The organism is Halorubrum sp. SD690R, from assembly GCF_005435035.1.
Taxonomy (GTDB): domain Archaea; phylum Halobacteriota; class Halobacteria; order Halobacteriales; family Haloferacaceae; genus Halorubrum; species Halorubrum ezzemoulense.
In genome coordinates, this window is sequence record NZ_SGTV01000035.1 from 1 (window position 1) to 26186 (window position 26186).

Here is a 26186-nt window from a genome sequence, read left to right on the forward strand (position 1 = left end):
GGGTAGAACGGCGTGGGGGTCGGTCGGGTCGGCGGGGAAAGCGTCCGCTTACGCGACGAGGCCGTCCTCGGCCTCCAGCAGCTCGTGGTACCGGTTCCGGATGGTGACCTCGGAGATGTCGGCGACCTCCGAGACGGCGGCCTGCGTCGTCTTCTCGTTCGTGAGGAGCGCGGCGGCGTAGACGGCGGCCGCGGCGAGGCCCACCGGCGACTTACCCGAGTGGACGCCCTTCTCCTTGGCGTTGCGGAGGAGGCTCTTCGCGCGCATCTCCGACTCCTCGCTCAGTTCGAGGTCGGAGGCGAACCGGGGGACGTACTGCTCGGGGTCGGCCGGCTTCACTTCGAGCTTCAGCTCGCGGACGACGTAGCGGTACGTCCGCGCGATCTCGGCCTTCTCGACGCGCGACACGTCGGCGATCTCGTCGAGGCTGCGCGGGACGCCGGCCATCCGGGCGGCGGCGTACACGCAGGAGGTGGAGACGCCCTCGATGGAGCGACCGGGGAGCAGGTCCTCGTCGAGCGCGCGTCGGTAGATGACCGAGGCCGTCTCGCGGACGTTGTCCGGGAGCCCCTGCGCGCTCGCCATGCGGTCGATCTCGCCGAGCGCCTGCTTCAGGTTGCGCTCCTTGGAGTCGCGGGTGCGGAACCGCTCGTTCCACTTGCGGAGCCGCTGCATCTTCTGGCGCTGGCGCGCGCCGAGCGACCGGCCGTACGCGTCCTTGTCGCGCCAGTCGATGTTCGTCGAGAGCCCCTTGTCGTGCATCGTGTTCGTCGTCGGGGCGCCGACGCGGCTCTTCTCGTCCTTCTCGCGGGAGTCGAACGCGCGCCACTCCGGGCCGCGGTCGACCGAGTCCGCCTCGACGACGAGCCCGCAGTCGCTGCAGACGGTCTCCCCGTGTTCCTCGTCGTTGATGACGTGCCCGCCGCACTCCGGGCAGCTGAGCGTCTCGTCCGTGTTCTCCGATTCCTCCTCGTTCGTCTCCGTTCGGGAGCGACTCCCCCGTGTGTGTAGTCGTTCACTCATAGCTCGGTGGCCCCCGGAAACTGAAACTGCCCGAGAGCGATCTTACGTTACCGTCGGCAGAAGATAACTTAAAACGACCGGAACGTGTCGCTCGGATCTCGACAAAAGAACACGATCTATCACGCGTTTTCGCCGATCCCCGATCGGTCGGGACGCGCGGACGACCTCGGCCGCCTGCGGCCGCTATCACCGCCGCGGCGCCGCGTCAGCGTGGCGATCGAAACCGTTGAGACGACCGCGACCGGATCGGACGCCATGTCCGCGCCCCGTGTCGTCTCGCTCGCACCGAGCGCGACCGCGACGGTCGCCGGCCTCGGGGCGGCCGACCGCCTCGTCGGCGTCACCGCCCACTGCGACCTCCCGGACGGCTCCGACCCCGGGTCGGCGCACGGTCCCGACCTCCCGACCGCCGTCGGCGGGTGGCTGAACCCCGACCTCGACCGCGTCGCCGCCCTCGACCCGGATGTCGTCCTCACGAGCGACGCGCTCCAGGCCGACCTCGCGGCCGCCTGCCGCGACCGCGGCCTCGACGTCGCGCACCGCGAGCCCGCAACGCTCGACGACGCGTTGGACGGGTTCGCGGCCCGCGGCGCCGATGTGGGCCGCCCCGAGGCCGGCGAGCGCCTCGCGGCCGACGCCCGCGAGCGACTCGACCGGATCGCCGAGGCCGTCGCCGACCGCCGCCGTCCGACCGTGTACTGCGAGGAGTGGTCCGACCCGCCGATGGCAGCCGGCAACTGGGTCCCCGACGCCGTCCGCGCCGCCGGCGGACGCTACCCGTTCGCCGAGCCGGGCGAGCGCTCCCGCGAGGTGGAGCCCGCAGACGTCGAGCGCGCCGATCCCGACCACGTCGTCGTCCACGTCTGCGGGCACGGCGACCGCGTCGACCCCGCCGGCGTCGCCGGGCGCGAGTGGGTCGACGCCCCCGTTCACGTCCTGGACGACTCCCTCCTGAACCAGCCGAGCCCCGCCCTGATCGACGGCGTCGAGCGGCTGGCGCGCTTGCTCCATCCCGAGGCGTTTTCGGCGCCGGACGACGACGCCCGGACATGACGATCCTGCGAGTCGGCGTCGGCAGCGGCAACCCGGTGAAGCGGCGCGCGGTCGAGCTGGCGGTCGGGTCGGCGGGCGACGACGACCTCCCCGGCGGTCCGACCGGCGTCGCGGTCGAGTCGGTCCCGGTCGACTCCCGCGTGAGCGAGCAGCCGACCGGCCACGCCGAGACGGTCGCGGGCGCGGAGAACCGGGCCCGCGCGGCGCTCGAACCCGACCGCGACCTCGGCGTCGGCATCGAGGGCGGCGTCGCGGGATTCGACGGCGCCGACGAGCGGTTCCTGATCATGTGGGCGGCCGTGACCGACGGCGACCGCGTCGGCCGCGCCGCCGGGCCGAGCCTCGCGCTCCCGGCGAACGTCGCCGCCCGCATCGACGACGGGGCGGAACTCGGTCCCGTGATGGACGACCTCCTCGGCACCGACGGCGTCGCGACGCGCGGCGGCGCCGTCGGGGCGCTCACGAACGGTCGCGTCGACCGGGCGGAGGCGCTCGCGGCCGCGGTGAGCGGCGCGCTCGGTCCCTTCGTCGCCGAACTGTACTGAGCCCGTCCGCGTCGCCGCCCCGGTTCGAAGACCGTACCCAAACCCGCTGCTGGGACGGGACTCTCGCTCGTCTCACCGTAGAAAACCGCAGGACAGCGGCGTGTTAACCCGACCTACCAACCGGCTTATGCGGGGTGATGACGTGATGGCTGTATGAGCACGGCTCACCCGGACGCGGTCGCAGCCGAATCGGCCGGCCTCTCCGCGAAACAGGCGCGTATCCTGCGGTACCTCCGCGAGAACGCGTCCGACCGGACGTACTTCAAGTCGCGGCTGATCGCCAACGACCTCGACCTCTCGGCGAAGGAGGTCGGCGCGAACATGAGCGCGGTCGTCGACGCGGCCACCGATATCGACGTCGAGAAGTGGGGGTACTCCTCCGGCACGACGTGGATGGTCACGGCCTGACCGAAGTCAGGGGTCGTACGCGACCAGCGACGCCGCCTCGTCGGCGAACGCGACGGCCTCGGCGTCGAATGAGTCGGCGTACCGGACGACGAGCGTGAGCAGCCGTTCCGGCTCGGTCAGCGCGTAGCCGTCGGTCCGGTCGAGGAGGCCCGCGCCCTCCAGGTCGGCGGCCGCCGCGCTTATCGTCGGCCGCGAGACGCCGAGGGCCTCCGCGAGGTCGGCGCCGGTGGCGCTCGGGTCGCGCAACAGCGCGAGGATCATCCCGCGGGGCGTCTCTCGCCGCAGGTAGCCGAGCGCCCGTTTGTCGGTCTCGTCGAAGCGCCCGGCGGGGAAGAAGCGCCGGTAGTCTGCGTCCTTCACCGACTCGATCTCACCCGCCTCTTCGAGCTTCCGGAGGTGGTACTGCGCCTCGCCGGTGCCGAGCCGGAGGTCGTCGCGGAGCTTCGAGAAGTGCGCGCCGGGGGTCGTCGGCACGTAGCCGCGGATCGCCTCCCGCGTCTCGTTCGCGTCCCCGCTTCCGTCGTCCGCGCTCGCGGTGCCGACGAACGGCGCGGCCGCTCCGACCGCGGCGAAGCGGCGGAGCGTCTCGCGTTTCCGTCCGTCGAACCCCTCTGTCACGCCGAGTAGTAGTCTACGCCCCGACAAAAACACTTCGTTCGATCCAATTCGGCGCGGAGAATCGACAGCCTTGACCGCGCTCCGCGCCGATTTACTGCTCCTTCTCCACTTCCGCCGCCTCTTCGTCGTCCATCTCTTGGATGACCTCGTCCGCGGACCTGATGCTCGCGCCGGCGTCGCCCGACTTCACGGCCTCGGCCTCCTTCTCTAACTCCTCGACGTTCATCTCCGCCGACTCCTCGATCTGGCCGAGGATCTCGTCGATGTCGTCGAGGCCGAGCATCTTCCGCGTGTCGGCGTCGAACTCCTTCCCGTCGAGCCCCTCCATCTCCTGGACGTCGGAGCCGGAGAGGGCCTTGCCGTAGCGGCCGACGAGGCTGGTGAGCTCCTGCGGGAGGACGAAGGTGGTGGACTCGCCTTTCCCGATCTCCTCTAGGGTCTCCATGCCGCGCTCGATGATGGCGCGTTCGCCCATCGACTCGGCGGAGCGGGCGCGGAGGACCGTCGAGATGGCGTCCCCCTGTGCTTCGAGGATCTGGGACTGCTTTTCACCCTGCGCGCGGATGATGTTGGACTGCTTGTCACCCTCGGCCTGCTCGACCGCGGAGCGGCGTTCACCCTGCGCTTCGAGGATCATCGCGCGGCGGCGGCGCTCGGCGGAGGTCTGCTGCTCCATCGCCTGCTGGACGTCTTTCGAGGGGTTGACCTCGCGGACCTCGACGCTCTCGACGCGGATCCCCCACTCGTCGGTGGGCTCGTCCAGTTCCTTGCGAATCTTTGCGTTGATCTCTTGGCGCTTGTTCAGCGTGTCGTCGAGCTCCATGTCGCCGAGGACCGCCCGGAGGGTGGTCTGCGCGAGGTTCGAGACGGCCTTCTTGTAGTCGTCGACTTCGAGGAACGCCTTCTTCGCGTCCATCACCTTGATGTAGACGACCGCGTCGGCGGTCACGGGAGAGTTGTCCCGCGTGATCGCCTCCTGCCGGGGCACGTCCAGCGTCTGGGTCCGCATGTCGAACGGGTACGTGCGGGAGACGAACGGTGGGATGAGGTTGATCCCCGGTTCGAGCAGTTTGCGGTACTCGCCGAAGACGGTGAGCGTCTTCTTCTCGTAGGCGTCGACGATCTCGAACGACTGCCAGAGCGTGACGACCACGAGCAGAAGCGCGAGCAGGCCGACGCTCACGAGCCCGAAGCCGAGGCCGGCTTGGAGGGTGATCGGTTCCATGCCTCCTAGTTAGGCTATCCCACGGTTAATAGTTCGCCTGTCGACGCCGTACCGTCCCGCAGTCCCCGGGTCGCGGCGCCGCGGCCGCGCGCTGCCCGCTCCCGAAGCGTCACTCGTTCCCGTCGAACTCGGCCGCGACGTTCTCCAGCGCCGCCCGGAGTTGCCGCTCGTTGAACCGACGGACAACGGGTGCGCCGAGCCTCGTGAGCGCGTTCTCCGGCAGGCCGTACGTCGCGGCGTACGTCAGCTCCGTCCCCCGGTCGACGGGCTCGGTCCGGAGGTCGATGGTGCCGGTGAGCCGCCCCCGGAGTTCGAAGACGTGGCGCTCGGACGGCTCGTGGAGGGTCTGGACGATCTCGCCGTCGATGCCGACTCCCGCCATCCGGTAGGTGTACGAGAGGCGCTTCCCGCCGTTCGCCAGCGGTTCGACGTCCCGAACGTCCGTGAGCCCGGGCGTGACCGCCGCGTGGTTCGCCGGATCGTCGAGGAACGCGAACACGGACTCGGGGTCGGCCGCGACGACGATCGCGTCGCTCGCGGCGAACGGATCGTCGCCCGCGTCCGGCCCGTCGTCGCTCGGGCTCGACTGCTCGTCGCTCATGCGGCGGCACCCCCGCTCACAGACCCCCGGGCCATCAGTTCGACCGGGGATCGACGTACGCCTCGACCAGCTTCCGCTCGGCCGCGCGGAGGTGCTGGTGGAACGTCTGTCGGGTGATACCCATCCGCTCCGCGATCTCCGACCCGTCGACCGGCCGCGGCCACTCGAAGTAGCCGTTCAGCTCGGCGGTCTTCAGCGCCGCCCGCTGCCGGTCGGTGAGCCGCTCGTCGACCGCGGCCGCGAACTCAGCGACGGTCCGGTCGCGGCTCTCGCGCTCGACGCGCGAGCGGAGCTCGACGCCCTCGTACTCGTCGCGGAACACGTCGAGGATCGACCGGACGTCGCGCTCGGGCGGCGCCTCTATCGTCAGCGTCGCTCCCTCCGGCGTGGCGGTCGCCTCGGCGACGACGCCGCCGTGATCGGCCAGCTGGGTGAGCGGCGGCGACTCGATGACGGTGACGGCGAAGCTGACGCCGTCGTTCGTCTCCGAGACGGTCCGCATCGATTCGACCAGCGGGAGGGAGGCGAGCTCGTCGAGGTCGACGCCCTCGCCGTCGGCGCGGAAGTACAGTTCGCAGGCGTCGTCGTCGAGTCGCGTCGTCCCGAGGTGTTCAACTTCCCCGCCGACCGCGTCTGCGATCCGCGCGAGCGACGCCGTCGAGTCGCGGATCCCGACCACGAGCTCCACCACGCGGTCGGTCGTGAGTATCTCCGTGGTCTCGATGGAGTGGAGCCCGTTCGCGATCATCTTCCCGACGGACTCGCACACCCGCCGCTCGCGGCGGTCGAGCACGTCCGCGCCGCTGCCGTAGATAGCCAACAGGCCGTACTGCCGCTCTCCGTACGTCAGCGGCACGACGAGGAGGCGCCGCCCGCCGGCGGTCTTCGGTTCGAGCGGGCCGTCGGCGACGTGCTCTATCGAGCCGCTGTGCGGCTCCCCCGTCTCGACCGTCTCCCGTACCTCCGCCGGCGTCTCCTCGATGTCGAACGTCGCGCCCGACTCGACCGCCACGCCGCTCGCGGCGCGTATCTCGAGCCGACCGGTCGCGGACGACACCTCGCCGATCCACCCGCCGGCGTACCCCGGTTCGCCGGCGACGACCTCGCACACGCGCTCCGAGATGACGCCCGAGTCGCGGTTCTCGACGAGGATGCGACTGATATCGCTGAACAGCCCGTTCACGCGGCCCAACACCCTGTCCAGCGAGCGCCGCTCCGTCGCGAGCTTCTCGGCGCGCTCCTCGGCGAGCCGCTCCGCCGCCTTCCGCTCGCTGATGTCGTTCTGGAACCCGACGTAATGGGCCAGCTCGCCCTCCTCGTCGTAGATCGGCGCGACCGTCAGCTCGTTCCAGAACGGGGTCCCGTCGCGCCGGTAGTTCCGGATCTCGACGGTCGCCTCCTCCTCGTTCGCGATCGCTTCCCCGATCTCGTCGACGGTCTCCGGGTCCGTCCCCGGTCCCTGGAGGAACCGCGGGTTACGGCCGAGCGCCTCCTCGACCGGGTAGCCGGTGTGCTCCTCCCACGCGTTGTTGACGTACACGAGCGGGTAGTCCGGGAGGTCCGGATCGCTCATGCTGATCCCGATCGGCGCGTCCTCGACGGCCCGCGTCACCTCTCCCGCGGACGGCTCGTGGTCGGACACGTCCTGTCGCGGCTCCGAGGTCGGCACCCCCGAGCAGACCGTCGAGACGTCGGAGACGAGCCGTTCGATCGACGCCGACCCGTTCTTCTGGAGGAACCTGTCGACGCCGTTCTCGAAGGCGGCCTCGGGGACGCCCTCCTCGTCCGTCTCGGTAAACATCACGACCGGGACGCCCGCGTCGGACTCCTCGATCGCGGTCGCGAGCGCAACCCCGTCGTCGCCAGCGAGGGCGTACTCGCTGACGACGCAGTCGTACTCCCCGGTCGTCGCCTTCGCGACCGCGGACGAGGCCGTGTCAGTGCGCGTCACTTCGAACCCCGCGGCGCCGAGCGCCGTCTCAATCCGATCGCTCCCCTCCTCCGGGTGGACGAGGAGCGCCCGAGCGTTCGCCATACTCCGCCCTTCGCACCGACACGGGTTAATGCTTGCCTGCCTTCCGGCGGTCCGGGTCTCCCCCCGCGGGTCGGACGACTTGGACGGCGTGGACCGACCGCCCGGGCTCCAGTCGGCTGTCCAGTTAGGGGGTGATTACTTTGTGGTCGGTGGGCGTAACGATCAACGTATGCTGTCGACGATAGTCGCCGCCGGACCGTCCCGCGAGCGAGCCCGGACACGATGAGCGTGCGCGTTCCGGTCCGCGAGCCGCCCGCGTCGGTTCCCGAAGACCGCGTCGGCCTCCCCGAAGCCGTCCTCGCCGACCTCGGCGTCGCCCCCGGCGGTTCGATCGCCGTCGAGGGGTCGCACCGCGTCGTCGCCCCGGTCGTCGCGGTCGACGCCCAGACGCGTGCCGTCTTCCTCCCCGAGCGGCTCCGCCGGAGCGCCGGACTCGATCCGGGTGACAACGCGACCGTCGCGGCGTCGTCGCCCCCGGTCGCGTCGTCGATCACGCTCCGGCACCGGCAGTCCGTCGACCTCGAGCGGAGCGAGGACGCCATCCGCCGCCGGCTCGATCGGCGGGCCGTGGCCGTCGGCGACGAGGTCGAGGTGACGCGCCTCGGCGGCGCGCTCACGCTCCGGTTCGACGTGCGGGACGTGACCCCCTCGTCGCCGGCGGTCGTCGGCGACGACACCGAGATCGCCGTCGCGGCCGACGACGGCCCGGACGTCGTCGCCGAGTCCCCGGGAACCGGTGGCCCCGGCGCCGGCGTCGTTCCGACGGCGACGTTCGACCGCCTCCTGGACGCCGTCTCCACGCGGTTCGACGCGGCGGAGACCTTCGAGTCCGCCGGCTCTCCGACGCTCGGGCTGCTCCTCCACGGGCCGCGCGGGTCGGGGAAGACGACGCTCGTCGAGGCCGTCGCGGCCGCGACCGACGCGACGCTCGTCCGCGCCTCGGCGGCCCGGCTCCGAGGCGAGCGGACGAGCGACCGCACGGACCGCCTCGACCGGCTCGTCGAGGCGGTTCCCGCGGGGGAACCGACGGTGGTCCTCCTCGACGACCTCGAAGCGCTCGGGGCCGACGACGGTGCCGACTCCGCGCTGGCCGACCGCCTCCGGTCGACGGTCGACGAGCTCCGCGCGGGGGACCGGACGGTCGTGATCGGCGCGACCACGGACCCCAGCGGCGTGCCGTCGGCGCTGCGCCGCGGCGGGCGGTTCGACCGCGAACTGGAGGTCGAGCCGCTGACGGCGGCCGAGCGCGCCGACGCGCTCGAAGCGCTCTGCGAGGGCGCGTCGCTCGCGATGGACGTCGACTTCGAGGCGGTCGCGGCGCGGCTCAACGGGTACGTGTTCGCCGATCTGGCGGTCCTCGCGGACGCGGCGCTGGAGCGCGCGGTCCGCCGCGACGGCCGGACCGCGATTCGGATGGCCGACTTCGACGCCGCGCTCAACGACGTCGAGGCCACCGGGCTGCGAGAGGTCACCGTCGAGTTCCCCGCGGTCGGCTGGGACGAGGTCGGCGGGCTCGACGAGGCGAAGCGGGAGCTGGTGCGCGCGGTGTACTGGCCCTTCGAGTACGCCGACCGCTTCGCGGAGCTCGGGATCGACCCCCCGTCCGGCGTGCTGCTGTACGGCCCCCCCGGAACCGGGAAGACGCTGCTCGCGCGCGCGGCGGCGAGTCTCAGCGACGCGAACTTCATCCCGGTGAACGGGCCCGAACTGCTCGACAAGTACGTCGGCGAGTCGGAGAAGGCGGTCCGCGACCTGTTCGCGACCGCCCGCGAGAACTCCCCGGCGGTGATCTTCTTCGACGAGGTCGACGCGATCTCGCCCCGGCGCCGCGGCGATGACACCGGCGCCGGCGAGCGCGTCGTGTCGCAGCTTCTGACCGAACTCGACGGGCTGGAGCCGCTGACCGACGTCGCGGTGATCGCGGCGACGAACCGCCCGGACGCCATCGACGAGGCGCTGCTCCGGCCGGGCCGGATCGAGAAGGCGGTTGAGACGCCGCTCCCCGATCGAGACGCCCGCAGGGAGATTCTGGAGATCCACGCCCGCGAGATGCCGACGGCGGCCGGCGTCGACCTCGACGCCCTCGCCGACCGCACCGGCGGCTACAGCGGCGGCGACATCGCGGCGCTGGTCCGGGAGGCCGGGCTGCTCGCGATCGAGGACGCGATCGTCGACGACGGACCGGTCGACCCGACCGTCGGGCGTGACCACTTCGAGCGCGCGCTCGCCGAGACATCGCCCTCGACCCGGGACGGGAGGGCCGACGCCGGGCTGCCTGAGAAGTGAACGGTCAGGGAACGGGCGCGGCTCGTGCGGAGAACGACGGCACCGCCGCGATCGGCGGTGCGACGCGAGCCGCGCTTCTCGCCCGCCTCAGTTCGACTCCTCGTGGAGGTTGAGGACGAAGTAGACGACGCCGATCATGGCGACCAGCTCCAAGGCCGCCATCGTCCAGAACCGGGCGTTGAACCCGCCTCCCGGCTCCTGTAGCGTCGGGATCAGGAATATCCCGACGAGCGCGGTCACGACGCAGGCGGCGAGTCCGACGACGGACCGTGTACGCAGCACTGGCGGCTGTTCGGTGGTAGTGTCAGTCATGTCGAAAAATGAACGCTGGAAACGGTTGAACCGTGTTGTTCTGCCGCGTCGGGTCCGCTAGCCGATCAGTCCGCGGCGGAGGCCTCGGCGCCCGCAGAGGGCTCCGGTGCCTCGGTGTCGCCGAGGATCGCGCGGCTGCGGAGCAGGATGAAGCCGAACCCGACCTTGGCGGTCACGTCGAGCACCATGAACAGGAGGGTCTCGATGCCGAGGCCGACGACGCCGGCACCCTCGGTACCGATGATCCACAGGATCGGGTAGGCCGTCCAGAGCACCAACACCAACGCCGTAAGGGTGTTGAACGTGCTCGCGACCTCGGGACCGCGCTCCTTCGCAGCGGCGCGCAGGCTCGTGGCGAGGAAGTACAGCACGACGATCATGCAGATCGTGCTGAACAGCCACCACGTGTACCGCGCGAGCGGCGTGTGCGAGAGCGCGCCGACGAGTCCGGTGACGATCATCAGCGCGTCGACGCCGACGAGCGTGCCGATGCTCACGCGGTCGACCTTCGCCAGCAGCGCGAGGTCGAGCAGCAGCAGCGGCGTGGTGAACAGCCAGTCCGCGTACCGCGCGTAGTAGATGTCCAGCATTTCGCTGCCGACCTGAACTTCCGTCAGGCCGATGCCGAAGAACATCGACAGGTACGCTGCCGACGCGATCCCCGGCACGAGGATCGTGATCGAGTAGTACTCACGGGCCTCCTTGTCAGTGACCCCCCATCCTTTAACGATGAAGTAGAAGGTCCCGATGAGCATCAGTAGCGTGCCTATGCCCAACCAGAGCGTCTCGGGGCGACCGTCCCCGAGCAGATCAGCTCCAACGGCTGCGGTTAGCGCTATCGGGTCCATACCCACTTCGTTATACTGTGTATATTCTATTCAGATCGATGCCAACCTAGTCAGGTATCGCCCCGTGACGACGCCCCCTTCTGGCGCGGGGTCCGGCGCCGGTCGACCCTGACGGGCTGCGGGTCGGGGTGACGTTGTCGGCCTGAAAGTAATGACCCTGGGGCTCTACCAGTCTCGTATGGCAGACGACGACGCCGAGGCTGAAGCCGAACAGCGTAGCGAAAGCACTGCGGAACAGGAAGCGGAGGAGACCGACGACGTCACCATCGACGTCGAGGCGATAGACGCCTACGAGCAGCGCATCGAGGAGCTGTCCACCGCGGTCGAGGAGCGCGAGGAGACGATCGAGGAGCTCCAATCGGTCGTCGAAGAACAGTCCGAACAGATCGAACGGCTCGAAGGGCAGTTCCTCGATCTGTCTGCGCGCGTGGCGGACGGACGGAACATCGGCGTCTGCCCCGAGTGTAACGGCCCCACGGAGAAGAAGGAGCGGCTGTTCAGATCGGACACGATCGAGTGCACGCGTTGCGGCGAAGTGATTCACACGTACTGACGCCGCCGCCCGAACCGCCCCCTTCGGAGCGGTGAAACGCCCGCGGAGACGGTCGCAGGGACGACCCGAATATAAAGCACCGAATAATGGCGACGAGGCCCTAACCCGGTAACGGCCGTACGTACGTCCATGTCGACGACGACGGCGAGCCCGGTGCAGCGACTCCTCGGTGAACCGGAACGGACGGCCATCGGTGCCTCGCGCGTGGCGCTGCTCCTCCTCGCGGTCGGATTCGGCGCCCTGTCCGCGGTCGGCACCGACGTGTCGCTCCGGACTCAGATGATCGCGTACCTCGTCGGGATGGTCGCGTTGAACCTCCCGCACGGGGGGTACGAACACTTCTCGAATCTCCGCCGGCGGGGGCTCCCGTTCGGCGCGCGGTACGTGGCGCTCTACCTCGGCTTCGTCGCGTCGTTCGTGGCCCTGTTCGTCGTCGCGCCGTTGCCCGCGCTCGCGCTCGCGTTCGGGACGGCGGTCGCGAAGGGCGGGCACGGCGACCTCCGCGTGATGGACGCGCTGATCGGAACCGACCACCTCCCCACCAAGCCCCAGCGAGCGCTCGCCGCGCTGATCCGCGGCGGCGCCGTGATGATCGTCCCCGCCGTCTTCTGGACCGAGACCTACTACAGCTTCACCGGCATCATGTTGGGCGTCTTCGACGGTCGGTTGGCCGGCCCGGCCGCCTCGAACCCGGAGACGTTCACCACGGCGCTCGGCGCGGTCTTCGGGCTCGGCGTGATGACGCACCTCGGCGGCGGCCTCGCGACCAGCCTGCGCTCGACCGGCGGCGTCAGCCGGTCGTGGCTCCTCGACGCCGCGGAGACGCTGCTGCTCGTCGCGTACTTCGCGCTCGTGCCCGTGGTCGTCGCCATCGGGCTCTACTTCCCGCTGTGGTACTCGCTTCGGCAGTCGGCGCGGAGCATGGTCGTCGAACAGGAGCAGCCCGACCGGACGGAAGGCGTCTCGCTCGTCGTCGCGTGGGGCGTCCTCGTCGTCGGGGCGCTGGTCACGGCGAGCGTCGCGACCGCCCTGTGGACCGTCGCGCCGAACCCGCTGGCCGGCGGCTCGCTGCTCTCCGGCGCGGTCGCCTTCTACACCATCTTCGTCTGCGTCATCGCGATGCCGCACGTCGTGGTCGGCGAATGGCTCGACTTCGGCCGCGGCATCTGGTACGTCCCCTGACCGAGGCGTCTTGGCCTCGCGGCCGCGCCCTCCGTTTCGGTCGACACACACCTCGGCAGTCCCGGACTCTCGCGACCGGGCCGCCGCCGCGCGGTCGACGAGATAACAAACCCTAAAACCCGGCTCGGCGACCGATACGGTATGCCTCTGCGGTTCGCTCGGCGGCTCGGGCTCGCGGACGCGGTGACCGTGGCCAACGCCGCCGTCGGGTTCCTCGCCGTCGTCGCCGCGACGGTCGACGTCGCGCTCGCGGCCAGGCTCGTCCTCCTCGCCGCCGTCGCGGACGGGCTCGACGGGGTCGTCGCCCGCCACCGCGGGTCGACTCCCGCCGGCCCGTACCTCGACTCGCTGGCCGACGTCGCCTCCTTCGGCGTTGCGCCCGCCGCGCTCGTCGCCGCCGTCGTCCGCGACGGGCGCTCGCTCGCGACGGACCCCGCGCTCGTCGCCGCCGTCGTCGGCGCGGGCGCGCTGTTCGTCGCCGCCGCGGTCGCCCGCCTCGGCCTCTACACGGCCGACGAGGACGGCGCCCGCGAGACGGTGGGCGTTCCGACGACGCTGGCCGCGACGGTGCTCGCCGCCGCCGTCATCGCGGGCTACACCGCCCCGGTCCCGCTCGTCGCGGCCACGACGGCGTTCGCGCTGCTCATGGGGTCGACGGTCACCTACCCGGACCTCCACGCGCAGGACGCGCTCGTGATGGGGGTCGTTCAGGCGGCCGTGATCCTCACCCCCGCCGGTCACATGGCGACGAGCGCGCTCCCGGCGTGGATCGGCGAGGGGTTCGCGTTCGCGCTACTGTTCCTCGCCAGCGGCTACCTCGTCCTCGGCCCGCGGTTCTACTGGGGCGACGGGATTCAGGCGCCGCCGGAGCTCCGGCGGTGACCGAGCGGCCGCGAGCGCCTCCGCTGGCGGGTCGGGACTCGCGAAGAAATACCGAAGCGGCGTCCCGTTGACGCCGACTACAGCAGGTCGTCGAACTCCTTGTACCGGGTGATGTCGACGCCGTCCTCGGTGACGACGGCGACGTTGATCCCGTTGCCCGAGGCGAGGTCGCGCTCGACGGCGGACTGGATCGCCTTCGCGGCGATGGTCTTCGCCTCGTCGATGCTGACCTCGTCGTCGTACTCCTGCTCTAAGACACCGAGCGCGTACTGCGACCCGGAGCCGGTGACAGTGTACTCCTCCTCGGTCGTGCCGCCGAGGGCGTCGATGGAGTAGATGTGCGCGCCCTCGTCGTCGACGCCGCCCAGGATCGGCTGGACGACGAAGAACGCCCCGGAGCGGAGGAGGTTCCCCGTCAGGGTCGACAGCGCCTCCATGGACATGTCCTTACCGCGGCGGGCCTCGTAGAGGCTCGTCTCGGCGCGAAGCGTCGAGATGAGGTTCTGGGCCGCCGAGACGGAGCCCGCGATGGTCAGGGCGCCGCGCGGGTGGATCTCCTCGACCTTCTGGACGTCCTTCGAGGAGACCATGCCGCCGAGGGAGGCGCGCATGTCGGTCGCCATCACGACGCCCTCGTCGGCCTTGATGCCGACGGTAGTGGTCCCCGTCTTCATCTCGCCGTCGCCCTCCGCCTTCGCGGCGCGGCGCTCGCTGTGTTCGAACTCGCCGAGCTCCGGTCCGAAGACAGGCTGGTCGCGGCCGAGGTCGGCAGCCGGCCCGTCTGAGAGGTCGCCAGTCGGTGTTCGCATTACGCCCACATTCGCCCGGCGCGCTGATAAAGGCAACCCTTCGGGGGCCGCCGACCGGTTCCGACGGGCCTATCCGTCGCCGGGCCGCGACCGGCCGACCGCGGCGGGGGACGCTGGATCGCGACGGACCTCGGAGCGGGCGCTGCGGGGCTGCGACGGGCACGAGGAGAGCTGTGCGGGATCGCGGGTCGAAGGGGAGTCTCGCCGTCGCTCGGCGTCTGGTCGGTCGCGGAGAACGAGCTACTGTCGGCGCGCGATCACTCCTGGTCGACGGCCTCGGTGGTCGTCTCGACGAGCCGACCGACCGGGACGTTGATGCCGAGGTGCTGACGCGCGAAGACGGCCACCGGGAACAGCGAGATTCCGACGGCGACGGACGCTTGGTGCAGCCCGAAGAGGGCCGCGGTACGGATGCGGTCGAACATTGGACTTCTGTCACACCCCAACGGAGGGGTATATAAATATCTTCCGTGGGCCGCGCCGAGGACACCTCGACGCTGTCTTGCGGTTTCCGGTCATTGATTAACGATCCTGAAATATCTCTCGTTCCGCGTCGATCGACGCGTATCCCAGCCCGGTTTGACCTCGTTTATTCTCATAACTTATGAGGATCTTCGTCGCCTCGTGCGCCTCGCATCGGCTCGCTCGCCGCCGCGGGGCGTCCCCGAGTCGCTCGCGCCGGACCGAACGGGATTTAACGGCCTGCGCGCCTACCCTCTCGCGTGCAGAACGTCACGGACCGGATCCGGAACCCCTTCGGGATGCGCCCCGACTGCCCCTCGTTCGTCCCCGGCTACGGCGACGCCAACGCCGACTTCCACGTCGTCGGCGACCGCCCGGGCGTCCACGGCGGGACCGCGGCGGGCGTCCCGTTCACCGGCGAGGCGTGGTCGCCCGCGTTCCTGTCGGCGCTCTCGGACGCCGGACTGATCGCGGGTGTCGCCGAGGAAGTCGCCCCCGACGGCGTCGCGCGCGACGGCGACCCGACGGCGGTCGACCCCGTTCGAACCGGCCGAACGTTCCTCTCGTACCTTCACATGTGCGCGGGCGAGGCGCCGCCCGACGAGGCCGCCTACGCCGACATGGAGCGGTTCTTCGACGCGGAGCTCCGCGCCATCGCCGCGCACGTGCTGCTCCCGGTGGGCGCGCGGGCGACCGAACACGTCCTCGAAACCTACACCGCCCGGGCTCGGAAGACCGAGATAGACATGGACGGGCTCCACGGCGAGGAGCTGCTCGGCGCCGGCTGGCTCGTCGTCCCGATCAAAGACCCCGCCGACTGGGCGGACGGCGACGCCGATCGGCTCGTTGACTCGCTCCGAGAGCTCCGGTCAACCGACTTCCGCCGCGAGAGCGACCTCGGTCGCTTCATTGCCGGCAGCGACCCGTACCTCGTCCGCTGACGCGGCGATCGCTCGCCGAGCCCGCGACCCGGCCTCCCACGTCCGGATGGACGTGAACTTTCCCCGGCAAAGCGCGCTACCGATACGGTGATCCGGCAGTAATCGCTCACATCTGCGGCCGATCGTTTTCTATCGCGGCCGCGAGGGTGTCATATTTGTCACTACTATCCGGATTTTATACCTGTCCCGCCGATCCGTGAGTAGACGCCCGACCGATCGGGCGTCGGCCGCAGGACTGGTACTCCCCGCGGCGACTTGGTCAGTCCCGGCCCTCACCGGCCGGTTTTTCCTCGCTACACAGCGCCTCGACGTACTTCCCGACGTGGTCGTCCATTCGCCGCTTGTAGCCCGCCTGCCGCGCGAGCCGGTCGAGCTCGCGGGAGACGTACGTGCCGTACTGGACCGCCTTCTTCTCCGCGGCGTGGACCGACTCCGGCAGCCGCCGGCTCGCGACGCGGCGGAGCGCGACCTTCCGCTCGTCGCCGTCGACGAGCAGGGCGTCCGGGAGCGCCAGCGCGGCGCCGACGACACGGTCGTCGAGCAACGGCGTCGCGGGCTCGACCCCCGCGGCGCGGAGCGCGAGCACGTCCCGCTCCAGCTGATCGGGCAGCGTCCGGACGGTCTCGGTCCGGGCGCCGCGGACGGTGTCGGCGTCGACCCGGGAGTCCTCGGCGGGGTCGACGACCTTGCTGTACCCGCCGAACAGCTCGTCGGCCCCCTGTCCGACCGCGAGGCGATCGAACCCGTCGGCCGCGGCCGCCTCGGCCGTCATGAACAGCGGCACCGCGATGGACGCGTCCATCGGGTTCCGGCGACCGGTCGCGGCCGCCACCGCGCGGACCGCTCGCGTGAGGTCGTCATGCGTGACCTCGACGACGCGCAGGTCGCGGTCCATCGCGCTCGCGGCCTCGCGCGCCGCAGCGATGTCGTGGCTCCCCTCGAAGCCGGCGACGTAGCAGGGGGCCTCCGGGACGGCCGCGGCGACGAGGCCGGAGTCGACGCCGCCGGAGAAGGCCACCGCGAGGTTGCCGTCACTGCTCTCGTCGTCTCCCCCGGACCGAGTTGATGCCGCGAGGTCCCCGAGCGCCGCGCTCACCGCGCCGTCGACCGCCGCCAGCGCGGCCTCCGGATCGGCGGTCGGAGCCGGGTCGGGAAGCCGCCAGACGCGTTCGGTACCGCCGGCCGAGACCACGCTCCCCGCGGGCACCGGCTCCGGATCGGCGAGCGCGCCGCGGTCGAAGGCCCACGCGTCGGTCGCCGCGGGAATGCGGGCGGTCCCCGGATCGAGCGCCTCGCGCTCGACGAACAGCGGTTGTCGGCCGAGGACATCGCGGACGAGCACCGGGCCGTCGCGGTTCGGCCCGTCGCGGTCCCGCGGGTCCAAACTCGGCGGCTCGGCCAGCAGCCCGGCGAAGCCGCACCCGCCGGGGAGCGGGTCGCCGTCGCGGAGCGCGGCACGGACGCGGTCCGCGGGGGCGCCGCGGAGGTCGGACGAGGAAGGGGCCGTCATCGCGGTCACCGGAGGGCGTCGAGCGCGCGGAGCGCGCGGCGCTTGGCGCCCCCGCCGAACTGCCGGAGCGAGACCCGCCACGGGGTGCGCTTGCCGACGACGCTCGTCCGCCCGTCGGCGATCCCGTCGAGGATCGCGTCCGCGGAGCGCTCGTCGGCGCCGACCTCCGTCACCGCCTGCCCGACCATCTCGGAGATGTGGGCGTCGCTGCCGGCGGTCATCGGGAGCCCGTTGCGGACGGCGAACTTCTCGGCCTGTCGGTTCGAGCGGCCGGTGAACAGCCGCGAGTTGTACACCTCGATCGCGTCCGCGCTCGCGAGCCGCTCGTCGCTGACGTGCGCGGCGACGCCGTGGCGGGACTTCTGGAAGGGGTGGGGGACGACCGCGATCCCGCCCTGGTCGCGGATCCGGTCGAGCGTCTCGTCGAAGGGGAGGCCGCTCTCGACGCGCTCGTCGATGCCGAACGCGAGCACGTGGCCGACCGCGCAGGTCACCTCCATGCCGACGATGCCGACGAGCCCGTAGTCGGGGGCCTTCTCGGCCGCCTCGATGCTGGCGTCGATCTCGTCGTGGTCGGTGACGGCGAGCGCGTCGAGCCCGACCGCGGCCGCCTGCTCCAAGAGGAGGTCGACCGGGTCGCGCCCGTCGTACGACAGCGCGGAGTGCGCGTGGAGCTCGACCGATAGCACGCCTGACGGTTCGAGCGTGGTGATGAAAAGCGCCCCGGTCCGCGCCGGTTCACGCCGCTTCGCGGCGATCGAACCCCATTTCGACGATCTGTTATCTAAAAGCAACTGCGGTGGCGCGTGCCGACGAGCGGCCGGAGGGCGCGAGTCGCACGCGCGAGGGAGTCGCGAACGGTGCGATGTGCGAGCGAGGCGAGCACCCCCGTTGCGAGCGGTGAAACCGCGGGCAGTGAGCGACGGGGCTGGGGAGGCGTGAGGTGCTGTGCGCGAGTCCTCGCGGCGAGGCTTTGGCGGCGTTCGCCACCGGTCCGCCCTCGGTTGTTTATATACGGACGGCGGAACCGATGAAAAAGAACCCCCAACCACCGAGTGCTAGCTAAAACGCGCTCCCGCCTACGGTCTTCCGATAGGTCGCGCGCCCGGTGTGGCTCGACTCGTCCCACGACTCCACGTCGACGACGACCCGAGTGTCGACCGCGTCCCCGGGCGCGCCCTCGATCCGGAGCGTCGAGTCGCCGATGCGCGCGACGTGTACGCCGCCGTCGGACTCGCCCGTCACCATCACTTCGATCGCGTCCCCGGCCGCGTAGTCCGGTGTCGATCCCCGGAACGACCACCCGGCGAGGAACTTGTCGAAGACGCTCATGCGCGGGACACCTCCTCGGAGGCGCGGTCGGGGATGTACTCCCGCCCGAAGCCGGTGATCGCGGCGATGATGAATATCGCCACGAGGAACCAGCCGTGGAAGACGTACGGCACGACTTCGATGGGGTTCACGACCATCTCGGGGCCGTACTGGGACCCGAGGCCGTCCGGCCCGACCATCACCTGGTACCCGACCAACACGCCGCCCGCCCACGGGAAGATGTAGCCGAGCGCGGAGGTGTTGGCGTCCAAGATGTTCGCGCGCCGGTAGCCGTTGATATTGAACTTCTCGCCGATCCGGGCGACGTACGGGGCGATCGCGATCTCCGCCGCGGTGTTTATCGTGATCATCCCGTTGATCGTCGCGGTGCCGAGGACCATCGTCAGCTCCGCCCGGCGGACGGTCGTCGCGACGCGGTCGAGGAGGAACGTCTGGATCGCCTCGAAGCCGCCGCCGCGGATCATGATCTGCGCCATCGCGACGATGAGAAGGGTGAGGACGATCAGCGGGAAGAACCCGACCGCGCCCGTGTAGAGGCTCCCGCCGACGCCCGCGGTCTCGCCGACCTCGACGACCGGGAGCCCGGAGAGCGCCCCGGCCTCCGTCACGGTGAAGGCGACGATGTCGCTCGCGCTCGACAGCCCGAACAGGAGGTTGGACGCGACCGCCACGACCAGCCCCCACGAGATCGCCTCGACGATGTGACGGCCCGCGACCGCGGTGACGATGACGACTCCCATCGAGAGCAGGTGGACTAGTCCGAGGGCGTTCGCGGACTCGCGGAGCGCGACGGCGCCCTCGAGGCTCACGCCGGCCATGGCCGAGCCGGCGATCAGGTACGCGGCGAACGCCGGGACCGCCGCCGCGATAGCGTACTTGAACCGCGAGGCGACGACCCCGCCGATGTCCGCGTCCTGCGTCACGGCGCTCACGATCGTCGTGTCGCTGACGGGCGCGAGGTTGTCGCCGAAGACGGCGCCCGACAGGATCGCGGCGAACAGCAGCACGGGGTTCGCGCCGATGAGCACGCCGGCCGGGAAGAACAGCGTCACGAACGCGACGGTCGCCCCGTATCCGGTGCCGATCCCGGTCGCGAGGAGGCCGCAGAGGATGAACGCGGCCGCGGGGAACGTCGACGCGCCGACGTTCAGAGCGTCGGCCGCGAAGATGAGCCCCTCGACGAAGCCGCCGGCCTGGAGCGTCTGGGCGAACATCCCGGCCCAGAGCCACGCGACGATCGCGGTCGCGGCCACGCGCTGGGTCATCCCTTCGAAGATCGTGTCGGCGTACGCCTTCCAGTCGCCGCGGACGAGGAACATCCCGAGCGTCGTTCCGACCAACGCGCCCACGACGAGCCCGTTGGTGTCACCGATCCCGAGGACGCCGCTCTGGAAGATCGCCCAGGCGATGAAGAAGACGAGCGGGAGGGTGCTCGCCCACTTCCCCCCGCGGAACTCGATCCGCGGGTCGTCGCTCCCTTCCTCGCCGACGCCGAAGTCGCTGCCGTCTGGGGGGTCACCGCCGTCGGTCGCGGCCGGGGTCCCCGCTGTCGTGTCGGTCATTTATCTCTCACACGCCTTCGGAGACCGACGGCTCACGTAAATCCCCGTGTGCGCTCCGTCAGACGGACCGGGAGCGTTCGCCCGACGGAATCGCCTCACGCGGGGACAAGAACACGCTTAAGACCCCCGACGGCGACCGTCCTGACGGGAACAGCACAGCTGCAGATCCGACTCGCCGGGGCCCTTTCGCCCGCGGCTTGGGAATGTAGCAGTGCGCCGACGCCTCCGGCGTCGCGGTCGGGCGGCCCGCTCGCGCGGACCGTCCGGTCGGAGCGCTCGCTCCGCGAGCGATCCGTAGCCGCGCCGCGCGGAGTCCCGGTCACGTTGCGGTTGTGCCGTTCCAACCAGACAGACAATGGCACGAATGCACACGCGCCGTCGCGGTTCGTCCGGTTCGGACAAACCGGCGACGGACGAGACCCCGGAGTGGAGCGACGTCGACGCCGAGGACATCGAGTCCCGCGTCGTCGAACTGGCGGAGCAGGGCCACGACCCCAGCGTCATCGGCCTCAAGCTGCGCGACGAGGGCGTCAAGGGCGTCCCGGTCCCCGACGTGAAGCTGGCGACCGGCAAGAAGGTCACCGAGATCCTCGAGGAACACGACGCCGACGCCGACATCCCGGAAGACCTCCGCAACCTCATGTCGCAGGCGGTTCGCCTGCGCGAGCACATGGCGGAGAACGGGCAGGACCACCAGAACAAGCGCGCGCTCCAGAACACGGAGTCGAAGATCCGCCGCCTCGCGAACTACTACCGCGGCGACGAGATCGACGAGGAGTTCACGTACACCTACGAGAACGCCGTCGAGCTCTTAGAGGAGTGAGCGGCTAGCACGGCGACACCGAGCGACCGATCCCGACCGACACACCACACATGACCGAAGCGACGTCCGCCACGCCCGCCTCCGACGCGCTCGCCGGCGTCCTCGCAGACGCGCCGTTCGTCCGGCTCGTCGCGACCGACGACGGCGACGCGCTGGCAGCCGCCGGGCTGCTCGCGCGAGCGCTCCGAGCGACGGGCACGCCGTTCCAGGCTCGGGTCGACCGCGACCCGGTGCCGGCGGACGTCGACGACGGCGTCGCGGTAACGGTCGGCGTCGACCGCGGGCCGCACGCGATCCCCGGAACGGGACGACCGGCGAGCACGGCCGCCTTCGCGGTCGCCCGCGCCCTCGGCGTCGAACCCGACCCCGTGGTCGCGCTCGCCGGCGTCGTCGCGGCCGGGTCGATCCCCGGCGCCGACGGCTCCGGCGACGCGCTCGACGCCGCGGAGCGGGCCGGCCGCGTCGAGCGGCGGCCCGGCGTCGCGCTCCCGGTTTCAGGCGGCGAGCGCGCCGCTCACGAGACCGACGGCGCGGACGCGGCCCCCTCGCGGGCCGAGGCCCTCGCGGCCTCGACGCTCGCGTCGACGCGGTACTCCGGCGACCCCGATGGGGCGCGCGACGCGCTCGATCCCTTGGGACTGTCCGCCGACCCCGACGCCGACGACCGCCGGCGCTTCGCGTCGCTGGTCGCGGTCGACGCGGTCGACGGCGACGATACGAGCGAGCGCGCGGCCGCTGCGGTCGAGCGCGCGCTCCGTCCGTACGCGACGGACGGTCCCCTCGAGACGGTCGGCGGCTACGCCGACGTGCTCGACGCGCTCGCCCGAGAGGCGCCCGGGACGGGGGTCGCGCTCGCGCTCGCGAGCGACCCGGCTCCGTCGCTTCGGACGGCCGCGCTCGACGCCTGGCACCGCCACGGACTGGCGGCGCACCGGGCGCTCGACGACGCGACGGTCGGCCGGTACGACGGCTGCGTCGTCGCCCGCGTCGACGCGGCGCCGGCGGTCCTGCCGACGGTCGCCCGACTCGTCCGGGACTTCCGGTCACCAGAACCCGTCGCAGTCGCGCTCGACGAGGGCGCGGGCCGGCTCGCGGCCGCTGCCGTCGAGCCGATCGGGCTCGGCGACGCCTGCCGGACCGCCGCCGACGAGGTCGGCGGCGACGGTTGGGGGACCCCCGCTCGCGGCGGGATCGCCGTCGAGACCGCCGGGCCCGGCGACGCCGACATCACGGGGGCGCTGGCCGCGCTCCGGGAGGCGATCTGAGATGTCCGACGACGCCCCCCGAACGGCCGGCGGCGACGCCGACCGGACCGCGACGGTCCGGACCACGCACGCCGACGCCGCGACCGTCGCGGCCGCGGTCGGGCCGGACGAGACCGACTCGATGCGCACGCGCGTCGACGGCGACGCCGTCGCCTGTACCGTCGCGCGACCGACCACCGGCGGGCTCCAGTCGACGCTGGACGACCACCTCGTGAACCTGCGCGTCGCCGACCGCGTGGTCGAGCGCGCTCGGTCGCATATCGCCGCAGACGCCGACTCCGCCGACACCCTCGACTCCACAGACGAACCACAGACGACCGACACCGACACACACACCGACACATGAGCGAACGATCCGTATCCAAGAGCAGAGAACAGAAGCGCTGGTACTCCGTGCTGGCGCCCGAACAGTTCGACCGACAGGAGCTCGGCGAGACCCTCGCCGAGGAGCCCCAGCAGGTCGTCGGCCGCACGATCACGACGACGCTCGACGAGCTGACGGGCGACTCCAACGCGAACAACACGAAGCTGACCTTCAAGATCACCGACGTGGGCAGCGACTCGGCGTACACCGAGTTCATCAAGTACGAGCTGACGCGCGACTACCTGCGCTCGCTCGTCCGCCGCGGCGCCTCGAAGGTCGAGGCGTCGATCACGGTGCTGACCACGGACGACTACCGCATCCGCGTCCAGCCCGTCGCCCTGACGACCAAGAAGGCCGACCGGTCCCAGGAGAAGGCGATCCGCCGCGTCATGATCGACAAGGTCCACGCGGCCGCCGAGGAGCGCACCTTCGAGGCGTTCGTCGACGCGATCGTCGACGGGAACCTCTCGTCGGCCATCTACGGCGACGCCAAGGAGATCTACCCGCTCCGCCGCGTCGAGGTCCAGAAGCTCACCCTCGAAGCGCGCCCGCGCGAGGTCGCCGCCGAGGAGGAGGCCGCCGTCGACGTCGACGCCGACGAAGTCGCGGTCGACGCCGACGAGTAACGGCTCGTCCACCCGACGCGGCCCCGTTTTGCGTTTATCCCTTCCCGAGCGGCCGCGCCGTCACCGAGCGGGTCAGTCCGCGTCCGACGCCGTGTCGGCGGCCATCCGGATTCGCGCCGACTCGAAGCCACACTCCCCGTAGAAGCCGCGAGCGGACTCGTTCTCGACGTCGACGTCGAGCGTGACGCGCTCGCAGCCGCGGTCGGCGGCGGCCCCCCGGGCGCGGTCGAGCAGCCGCCGCCCGATACCCTCGCCGCGGCGCGGCGGCCGGACGTACAGCTCGCTCACGTGGAGTCGGTCGCCCACGGCGAACACGGGTGCGGACGACTCGGGGCTCGCGGCGGCGTAGCCGACGAGGCGGGCGTCATCGCCCGTTTCGCCGTCCGCGACGGCGACCCACGTCACCGCCTCGTCGTCGTCGAGCTTGTCCCGTCGGTGTTCGACGCCCGCGGCGACGAGGTCGACGTCGTCCGCGAGCGCGTTCCGATCGGCGAGCCGCGCCATCTTGCGCGCGAACGGCAGCCACAGGTCCTCGACCAGCGGTCGCACGTCGCCCCGCCGGAGCCGCCTGATCGTCGGGGTCACTCCGGATCGACCGCCATCGTCATCTGTTTGCGGTACTCCTCGAACCCGGTCCGCTCGTAGAACGCCACGGCTCGCTCGTTGTCGACGTCCACGTCGAGCCGGAGCTGCCCGCAGCCGTGGTCGCGGGCGTCGGCGACCGCGCGCTCGACGAACCGGTCCGCGAGGCCGGTGCCGCGGTACGGCGCCGCGACGTATATCTCGCCGATCACCAGCCGGTCCGGGCGATCGAACGGGTCGGGACACGCGTCGACGCTCGTCATCAGCAGGCCGACGAGGTCCAGGTCGGGATCGGTCACGGCGGCGGTCGCGGGGTCGACCGCGGCGTCGGCCGCCCCGTCGGCGGCGGTCGCGGCGACCCAGCCGCGGCTTCCCGAATCGTCCAGCTGGTTCCGGGCGAACTCCACGTGTCGCTCGACGAAGCGCTCCTCGGGCCAGTCCGCGAGGTCGTGGGCCCCGACGGCGTCGGCGAGGTCGCGGTTGTACGGGAGCCACAAGTCGGCCGCGTAGCGGCGGAGGGCCTCCTCGTCGGACGGCAGCCGTCGGATCGCGGGTCGATCGCCGGACATACCCGGTAACTCGGTCGGCGAGAGAAGTGTTTTCCGGCCGCGTGCGACCCGTCCGCATCCGGCGATATCCGGGAGACGAAAGCTTGAAACGCCGCTCGCTCGACCTCTCGGGTATGGAACTGCGGGTCATCGAGAAGACCGACACGGAACTCCACATCGAGATCGCGGGCGAGGATCACACGTTCATGAACGTGCTGAAGGGCGCCCTGCTGGAGTCGGACGACGTCGCGGCCGCGACCTACGACATGAATCCCGAGCAGTCCGGGGGCCAGACCGAACCCGTCCTCACCGTCAAGGCCGAGGAGGGCGACCCGCTCGACGTGCTCGGGGACGCCGCCGAGTCGATCACCGAGCGCACGGACGCCCTGCGCGACGCGGTTCGCGCGGCCTGACCGCGCGGTCTGACCGCGGACGGACCTCTTTCCGCTCTCCGTTTTCCGGTCCCCTGCGCGCTACGAGGGGCATACCTAAGTGCCGACTCCCGAAACGGGGGTGTATGCCGCCGAGCGTACTCATGCTGGGGTGGGGGTACCCGCCGAACATCACCGGCGGGCTCGACGTCCACGTGGGAGAACTGTTCACCGGGCTCCGCGACGAACTCGGTGTCGACGCCGCGCTGGTGTTGCCGGCGGAGTTCGCGCCCGACGACGAGCCGGGACTCGAACCCGTCGAGACCGGCGAGGGCGACGTCGCGGCGCGCGTCGGGGAGCTCTCCGACCGCCTCGCCGAACTCGCGCCCGACTACGACGTGATCCACACCCACGACTGGTTCGGGTACGGGCCCGGTCGCGCCGCCGCCCGCGAGTCCGACGCGACGTGGGTCGCCTCGTTCCACTCGCTGGCGAGCGACCGCAACATCGACCCGCCGAGCCGCGAGGTCGAGACGGAGCGCCGGCTCGCGAACGCCGCGGACACCAACATCGCGGTCAGCGAGATCGTCCGCGAGGACATCCGAGAGCTGTACGACGCGGACTCGCGGGTCGTGTACAACGGCTTCTCGACGCCGCAGTTCTCTGGGAAGGACGTCCGCGAGGACCTCGGTATCGACGGCGAGATGCTGTTCTTCGTCGGCCGCCACACCGACCAGAAGGGGATCTCGCACCTCCTGTACGCGACCAAGAAGCTCCGCGGCCGCGACGTGACGCTCGTCGTCGGCGGGTCGGGCCACCAGACCGAGCAGCTGAAGCGGTTCGCCGAGCTGCTCGGCATCGAGGACCGGGTCGAGTTCGTCGGCTACGTCCCCGAGGCAGAGCTCGGCGACTACTACGCCGCCTCGGACGCGTTCGTCTCGCCCTCGTACGCCGAGCCGTTCGGGATCACGATCACGGAGGCGCTGGAGGCGGGCACGCAGGTCGTCGCGACGCCGTCCGGCGTCGCGGAGGTGCTCCCCGACGGCTGCCTCGTCGAGGTCGAGACGGACTCGGAGTCGATCGTCGACGGGCTCATCGAGGCGCTCGACCGCGAGGAGCCGCCGGAGTACGGGCGCCGCGAGTGGCTGGACGTGGCGGAGGACACGCTCGCCGTGTACGAAGACGTCGCGTAATCCGTTCGAACCCCTTCTCCCCGAGACGCCCCGCTCAGTCCTCGTCGCCCCGGAACACGTCGAACTCGGTCACCGGTTCCGGGTGCGTGACCCGGAAGCCGTCCGCGGTCTCCATGACCCCGCGCGTGCTGCCGGTCGCCCCGCCGTACGGGCTCTCGTCCCCGCCCGCCCCGGCGCCCTGATACGGCGAGGTGTACGGCGACCCGGTCGGGGGGTCGCCGTACACC

Annotated in this window: 29 protein-coding genes and 1 pseudogene; 14 read left to right on the top strand and 16 right to left on the bottom strand. The window is 71.2% G+C overall.

All coding sequences use genetic code 11. The features are described from left to right. Window positions 1-48: 48 nt before the first annotated feature. A complete protein-coding gene (locus tag EXE41_RS15810; protein ID WP_006114298.1) occupies window positions 49-1023 on the bottom strand; it encodes a transcription initiation factor IIB family protein in 975 nt (324 codons plus the stop codon). A 255-nt stretch (window positions 1024-1278) separates the two neighbouring features. On the opposite strand from EXE41_RS15810, the gene EXE41_RS15815 reads away from it, so the two are divergent. From EXE41_RS15815 to EXE41_RS15825, 3 genes are all read left to right on the top strand, one after another. Further along, window positions 1279-2076, top strand: a complete 798-nt coding sequence (locus EXE41_RS15815) for a cobalamin-binding protein (protein WP_089308097.1) — start codon at window positions 1279-1281, stop codon at window positions 2074-2076. Continuing rightward, the gene (locus EXE41_RS15820) at window positions 2073-2621 is read left to right on the top strand and encodes a DUF84 family protein (RefSeq protein ID WP_049932488.1); all 549 of its coding nucleotides are present in this window, start codon (window positions 2073-2075) and stop codon (window positions 2619-2621) included. The genes EXE41_RS15815 and EXE41_RS15820 overlap by 4 nt, the downstream gene beginning before the upstream one ends. A gap of 153 nt (window positions 2622-2774) precedes the next feature. After that, window positions 2775-3029, top strand: a complete 255-nt coding sequence (locus EXE41_RS15825) for a hypothetical protein (RefSeq protein WP_049932489.1) — start codon at window positions 2775-2777, stop codon at window positions 3027-3029. Window positions 3030-3035: 6 nt separating this feature from the next. On the opposite strand, the gene EXE41_RS15830 is transcribed toward EXE41_RS15825, so the two are convergent. The 4 genes from EXE41_RS15830 to EXE41_RS15845 form a co-directional block, all read right to left on the bottom strand. Continuing rightward, on the bottom strand, window positions 3036-3647 hold the full coding sequence (locus tag EXE41_RS15830; protein WP_049932491.1) for a MarR family transcriptional regulator: 612 nt from the start codon (window positions 3645-3647) through the stop codon (window positions 3036-3038). Between the two features lie 91 nt (window positions 3648-3738). Continuing rightward, on the bottom strand, window positions 3739-4872 hold the full coding sequence (locus EXE41_RS15835) for an SPFH domain-containing protein (protein ID WP_085682739.1): 1134 nt from the start codon (window positions 4870-4872) through the stop codon (window positions 3739-3741). Window positions 4873-4981: 109 nt separating this feature from the next. Further along, on the bottom strand, window positions 4982-5473 hold the full coding sequence (locus tag EXE41_RS15840) for an SRPBCC family protein (protein WP_086216350.1): 492 nt from the start codon (window positions 5471-5473) through the stop codon (window positions 4982-4984). A gap of 34 nt (window positions 5474-5507) precedes the next feature. After that, the gene (locus tag EXE41_RS15845; RefSeq protein WP_137691499.1) at window positions 5508-7508 is read right to left on the bottom strand and encodes a bacterio-opsin activator domain-containing protein; all 2001 of its coding nucleotides are present in this window, start codon (window positions 7506-7508) and stop codon (window positions 5508-5510) included. A gap of 222 nt (window positions 7509-7730) precedes the next feature. Here EXE41_RS15845 and EXE41_RS15850 point away from each other — a divergent pair, with 222 nt between their 5' ends. Then, window positions 7731-9794: an AAA family ATPase gene (locus EXE41_RS15850; RefSeq protein WP_137691500.1), complete on the top strand. Its 2064-nt coding sequence runs from the start codon at window positions 7731-7733 to the stop codon at window positions 9792-9794. 87 nt (window positions 9795-9881) lie between these two features. Here EXE41_RS15850 and EXE41_RS15855 read toward each other — a convergent pair whose 3' ends face one another. Both EXE41_RS15855 and EXE41_RS15860 read right to left on the bottom strand, forming a co-directional pair. Beyond that, complete coding sequence (locus EXE41_RS15855) at window positions 9882-10106, bottom strand: hypothetical protein (protein WP_086216347.1); 225 nt, start codon at window positions 10104-10106, stop codon at window positions 9882-9884. 65 nt (window positions 10107-10171) lie between these two features. After that, the gene (locus EXE41_RS15860) at window positions 10172-10954 is read right to left on the bottom strand and encodes a bacteriorhodopsin (protein ID WP_080508572.1); all 783 of its coding nucleotides are present in this window, start codon (window positions 10952-10954) and stop codon (window positions 10172-10174) included. Between the two features lie 178 nt (window positions 10955-11132). Between EXE41_RS15860 and EXE41_RS15865 the strand changes: the two genes are divergently transcribed. The 3 genes from EXE41_RS15865 (at window position 11133) to EXE41_RS15875 (ending at window position 13571) form a co-directional block, all read left to right on the top strand. Beyond that, window positions 11133-11507 (top strand): SlyX family protein, encoded by a 375-nt coding sequence (locus EXE41_RS15865; RefSeq protein ID WP_049931338.1) that lies wholly within the window; start codon window positions 11133-11135, stop codon window positions 11505-11507. Window positions 11508-11636: 129 nt separating this feature from the next. Beyond that, on the top strand, window positions 11637-12689 hold the full coding sequence (locus EXE41_RS15870; protein WP_086216346.1) for a Brp/Blh family beta-carotene 15,15'-dioxygenase: 1053 nt from the start codon (window positions 11637-11639) through the stop codon (window positions 12687-12689). A gap of 141 nt (window positions 12690-12830) precedes the next feature. Further along, the gene (locus EXE41_RS15875; RefSeq protein ID WP_049931336.1) at window positions 12831-13571 is read left to right on the top strand and encodes a protein sorting system archaetidylserine synthase; all 741 of its coding nucleotides are present in this window, start codon (window positions 12831-12833) and stop codon (window positions 13569-13571) included. A 77-nt stretch (window positions 13572-13648) separates the two neighbouring features. Here EXE41_RS15875 and psmB read toward each other — a convergent pair whose 3' ends face one another. After that, window positions 13649-14380 (bottom strand): archaeal proteasome endopeptidase complex subunit beta, encoded by a 732-nt coding sequence (gene psmB / locus EXE41_RS15880; protein WP_049931335.1) that lies wholly within the window; start codon window positions 14378-14380, stop codon window positions 13649-13651. 257 nt (window positions 14381-14637) lie between these two features. Next, window positions 14638-14805, bottom strand: coding sequence for a hypothetical protein (locus EXE41_RS19390; RefSeq protein ID WP_167373065.1), 168 nt, complete (start codon window positions 14803-14805; stop codon window positions 14638-14640). 297 nt (window positions 14806-15102) lie between these two features. Between EXE41_RS19390 and EXE41_RS15885 the strand changes: the two genes are divergently transcribed. Continuing rightward, complete coding sequence (locus EXE41_RS15885; RefSeq protein WP_086216345.1) at window positions 15103-15783, top strand: uracil-DNA glycosylase family protein; 681 nt, start codon at window positions 15103-15105, stop codon at window positions 15781-15783. Between the two features lie 259 nt (window positions 15784-16042). On the opposite strand, the gene EXE41_RS15890 is transcribed toward EXE41_RS15885, so the two are convergent. The 4 genes from EXE41_RS15890 to EXE41_RS15905 all read right to left on the bottom strand — a co-directional run bounded on the left by EXE41_RS15890 (window position 16043) and on the right by EXE41_RS15905 (window position 20187). Next, window positions 16043-17293, bottom strand: coding sequence for an asparagine synthase-related protein (locus EXE41_RS15890; protein WP_094583179.1), 1251 nt, complete (start codon window positions 17291-17293; stop codon window positions 16043-16045). Window positions 17294-17298: 5 nt separating this feature from the next. Beyond that, complete coding sequence (locus EXE41_RS15895) at window positions 17299-17982, bottom strand: PHP domain-containing protein (protein ID WP_049931333.1); 684 nt, start codon at window positions 17980-17982, stop codon at window positions 17299-17301. A 373-nt stretch (window positions 17983-18355) separates the two neighbouring features. Continuing rightward, window positions 18356-18625: a hypothetical protein gene (locus EXE41_RS15900; RefSeq protein ID WP_049931332.1), complete on the bottom strand. Its 270-nt coding sequence runs from the start codon at window positions 18623-18625 to the stop codon at window positions 18356-18358. After that, on the bottom strand, window positions 18622-20187 hold the full coding sequence (locus tag EXE41_RS15905; protein WP_086216343.1) for a Na+/H+ antiporter NhaC family protein: 1566 nt from the start codon (window positions 20185-20187) through the stop codon (window positions 18622-18624). Before EXE41_RS15905 ends, EXE41_RS15900 begins: the two co-directional genes overlap by 4 nt. 355 nt (window positions 20188-20542) lie before the next feature. Between EXE41_RS15905 and EXE41_RS15910 the strand changes: the two genes are divergently transcribed. The 4 genes from EXE41_RS15910 to EXE41_RS15925 are packed head-to-tail and all read left to right on the top strand — an operon-like array spanning window position 20543 to window position 23265. Beyond that, window positions 20543-21010, top strand: a complete 468-nt coding sequence (locus EXE41_RS15910) for a 30S ribosomal protein S15 (RefSeq protein ID WP_049931330.1) — start codon at window positions 20543-20545, stop codon at window positions 21008-21010. Window positions 21011-21060: 50 nt separating this feature from the next. Next, window positions 21061-22275, top strand: a complete 1215-nt coding sequence (locus EXE41_RS15915; protein ID WP_137691501.1) for an exonuclease RecJ — start codon at window positions 21061-21063, stop codon at window positions 22273-22275. Window position 22276: 1 nt separating this feature from the next. Then, the gene (locus EXE41_RS15920) at window positions 22277-22621 is read left to right on the top strand and encodes a KEOPS complex subunit Pcc1 (RefSeq protein ID WP_086216341.1); all 345 of its coding nucleotides are present in this window, start codon (window positions 22277-22279) and stop codon (window positions 22619-22621) included. After that, window positions 22618-23265, top strand: a complete 648-nt coding sequence (locus tag EXE41_RS15925) for a 30S ribosomal protein S3ae (protein ID WP_049931327.1) — start codon at window positions 22618-22620, stop codon at window positions 23263-23265. Before EXE41_RS15920 ends, EXE41_RS15925 begins: the two co-directional genes overlap by 4 nt. A gap of 72 nt (window positions 23266-23337) precedes the next feature. Here EXE41_RS15925 and EXE41_RS15930 read toward each other — a convergent pair whose 3' ends face one another. Together EXE41_RS15930 and EXE41_RS15935 are read right to left on the bottom strand one after the other, a co-directional pair. Continuing rightward, window positions 23338-23850, bottom strand: a complete 513-nt coding sequence (locus tag EXE41_RS15930) for a GNAT family N-acetyltransferase (RefSeq protein WP_137691502.1) — start codon at window positions 23848-23850, stop codon at window positions 23338-23340. After that, on the bottom strand, window positions 23847-24416 hold the full coding sequence (locus EXE41_RS15935; RefSeq protein WP_049931325.1) for an N-acetyltransferase: 570 nt from the start codon (window positions 24414-24416) through the stop codon (window positions 23847-23849). The genes EXE41_RS15930 and EXE41_RS15935 overlap by 4 nt, the downstream gene beginning before the upstream one ends. Window positions 24417-24529: 113 nt before the next feature. On the opposite strand from EXE41_RS15935, the gene EXE41_RS15940 reads away from it, so the two are divergent. Continuing rightward, on the top strand, window positions 24530-24808 hold the full coding sequence (locus EXE41_RS15940) for a DNA-directed RNA polymerase subunit L (protein ID WP_049931324.1): 279 nt from the start codon (window positions 24530-24532) through the stop codon (window positions 24806-24808). Window positions 24809-24930: 122 nt separating this feature from the next. Beyond that, window positions 24931-25959: a glycosyltransferase family 4 protein gene (locus EXE41_RS15945; protein WP_137691503.1), complete on the top strand. Its 1029-nt coding sequence runs from the start codon at window positions 24931-24933 to the stop codon at window positions 25957-25959. Window positions 25960-25993: 34 nt separating this feature from the next. Here EXE41_RS15945 and EXE41_RS15950 read toward each other — a convergent pair. Beyond that, a pseudogene (locus EXE41_RS15950) lies at window positions 25994-26186 on the bottom strand (hypothetical protein); the annotation flags it as partial.

What these genes read in the sequence shown, in the direction of transcription:
- EXE41_RS15810 (WP_006114298.1), bottom strand. Translation starts at nt 1,023, where the DNA reads ATGAGTGAACGACTACACACACGGGGGAGTCGCTCCCGAACGGAGACG.
- EXE41_RS15815 (WP_089308097.1), top strand. Translation starts at nt 1,279, where the DNA reads ATGTCCGCGCCCCGTGTCGTCTCGCTCGCACCGAGCGCGACCGCGACG.
- EXE41_RS15820 (WP_049932488.1), top strand. Translation starts at nt 2,073, where the DNA reads ATGACGATCCTGCGAGTCGGCGTCGGCAGCGGCAACCCGGTGAAGCGG.
- EXE41_RS15825 (WP_049932489.1), top strand. Translation starts at nt 2,775, where the DNA reads ATGAGCACGGCTCACCCGGACGCGGTCGCAGCCGAATCGGCCGGCCTC.
- EXE41_RS15835 (WP_085682739.1), bottom strand. Translation starts at nt 4,872, where the DNA reads ATGGAACCGATCACCCTCCAAGCCGGCCTCGGCTTCGGGCTCGTGAGC.
- EXE41_RS15840 (WP_086216350.1), bottom strand. Translation starts at nt 5,473, where the DNA reads ATGAGCGACGAGCAGTCGAGCCCGAGCGACGACGGGCCGGACGCGGGC.
- EXE41_RS15845 (WP_137691499.1), bottom strand. Translation starts at nt 7,508, where the DNA reads ATGGCGAACGCTCGGGCGCTCCTCGTCCACCCGGAGGAGGGGAGCGAT.
- EXE41_RS15850 (WP_137691500.1), top strand. Translation starts at nt 7,731, where the DNA reads ATGAGCGTGCGCGTTCCGGTCCGCGAGCCGCCCGCGTCGGTTCCCGAA.
- EXE41_RS15855 (WP_086216347.1), bottom strand. Translation starts at nt 10,106, where the DNA reads ATGACTGACACTACCACCGAACAGCCGCCAGTGCTGCGTACACGGTCC.
- EXE41_RS15860 (WP_080508572.1), bottom strand. Translation starts at nt 10,954, where the DNA reads ATGGACCCGATAGCGCTAACCGCAGCCGTTGGAGCTGATCTGCTCGGG.
- EXE41_RS15865 (WP_049931338.1), top strand. Translation starts at nt 11,133, where the DNA reads ATGGCAGACGACGACGCCGAGGCTGAAGCCGAACAGCGTAGCGAAAGC.
- EXE41_RS15870 (WP_086216346.1), top strand. Translation starts at nt 11,637, where the DNA reads ATGTCGACGACGACGGCGAGCCCGGTGCAGCGACTCCTCGGTGAACCG.
- EXE41_RS15875 (WP_049931336.1), top strand. Translation starts at nt 12,831, where the DNA reads ATGCCTCTGCGGTTCGCTCGGCGGCTCGGGCTCGCGGACGCGGTGACC.
- psmB (WP_049931335.1), bottom strand. Translation starts at nt 14,380, where the DNA reads ATGCGAACACCGACTGGCGACCTCTCAGACGGGCCGGCTGCCGACCTC.
- EXE41_RS19390 (WP_167373065.1), bottom strand. Translation starts at nt 14,805, where the DNA reads ATGTTCGACCGCATCCGTACCGCGGCCCTCTTCGGGCTGCACCAAGCG.
- EXE41_RS15890 (WP_094583179.1), bottom strand. Translation starts at nt 17,293, where the DNA reads ATGACGGCCCCTTCCTCGTCCGACCTCCGCGGCGCCCCCGCGGACCGC.
- EXE41_RS15900 (WP_049931332.1), bottom strand. Translation starts at nt 18,625, where the DNA reads ATGAGCGTCTTCGACAAGTTCCTCGCCGGGTGGTCGTTCCGGGGATCG.
- EXE41_RS15905 (WP_086216343.1), bottom strand. Translation starts at nt 20,187, where the DNA reads ATGACCGACACGACAGCGGGGACCCCGGCCGCGACCGACGGCGGTGAC.
- EXE41_RS15910 (WP_049931330.1), top strand. Translation starts at nt 20,543, where the DNA reads ATGGCACGAATGCACACGCGCCGTCGCGGTTCGTCCGGTTCGGACAAA.
- EXE41_RS15915 (WP_137691501.1), top strand. Translation starts at nt 21,061, where the DNA reads ATGACCGAAGCGACGTCCGCCACGCCCGCCTCCGACGCGCTCGCCGGC.
- EXE41_RS15920 (WP_086216341.1), top strand. Translation starts at nt 22,277, where the DNA reads ATGTCCGACGACGCCCCCCGAACGGCCGGCGGCGACGCCGACCGGACC.
- EXE41_RS15925 (WP_049931327.1), top strand. Translation starts at nt 22,618, where the DNA reads ATGAGCGAACGATCCGTATCCAAGAGCAGAGAACAGAAGCGCTGGTAC.
- EXE41_RS15935 (WP_049931325.1), bottom strand. Translation starts at nt 24,416, where the DNA reads ATGTCCGGCGATCGACCCGCGATCCGACGGCTGCCGTCCGACGAGGAG.
- EXE41_RS15940 (WP_049931324.1), top strand. Translation starts at nt 24,530, where the DNA reads ATGGAACTGCGGGTCATCGAGAAGACCGACACGGAACTCCACATCGAG.
- EXE41_RS15945 (WP_137691503.1), top strand. Translation starts at nt 24,931, where the DNA reads ATGCTGGGGTGGGGGTACCCGCCGAACATCACCGGCGGGCTCGACGTC.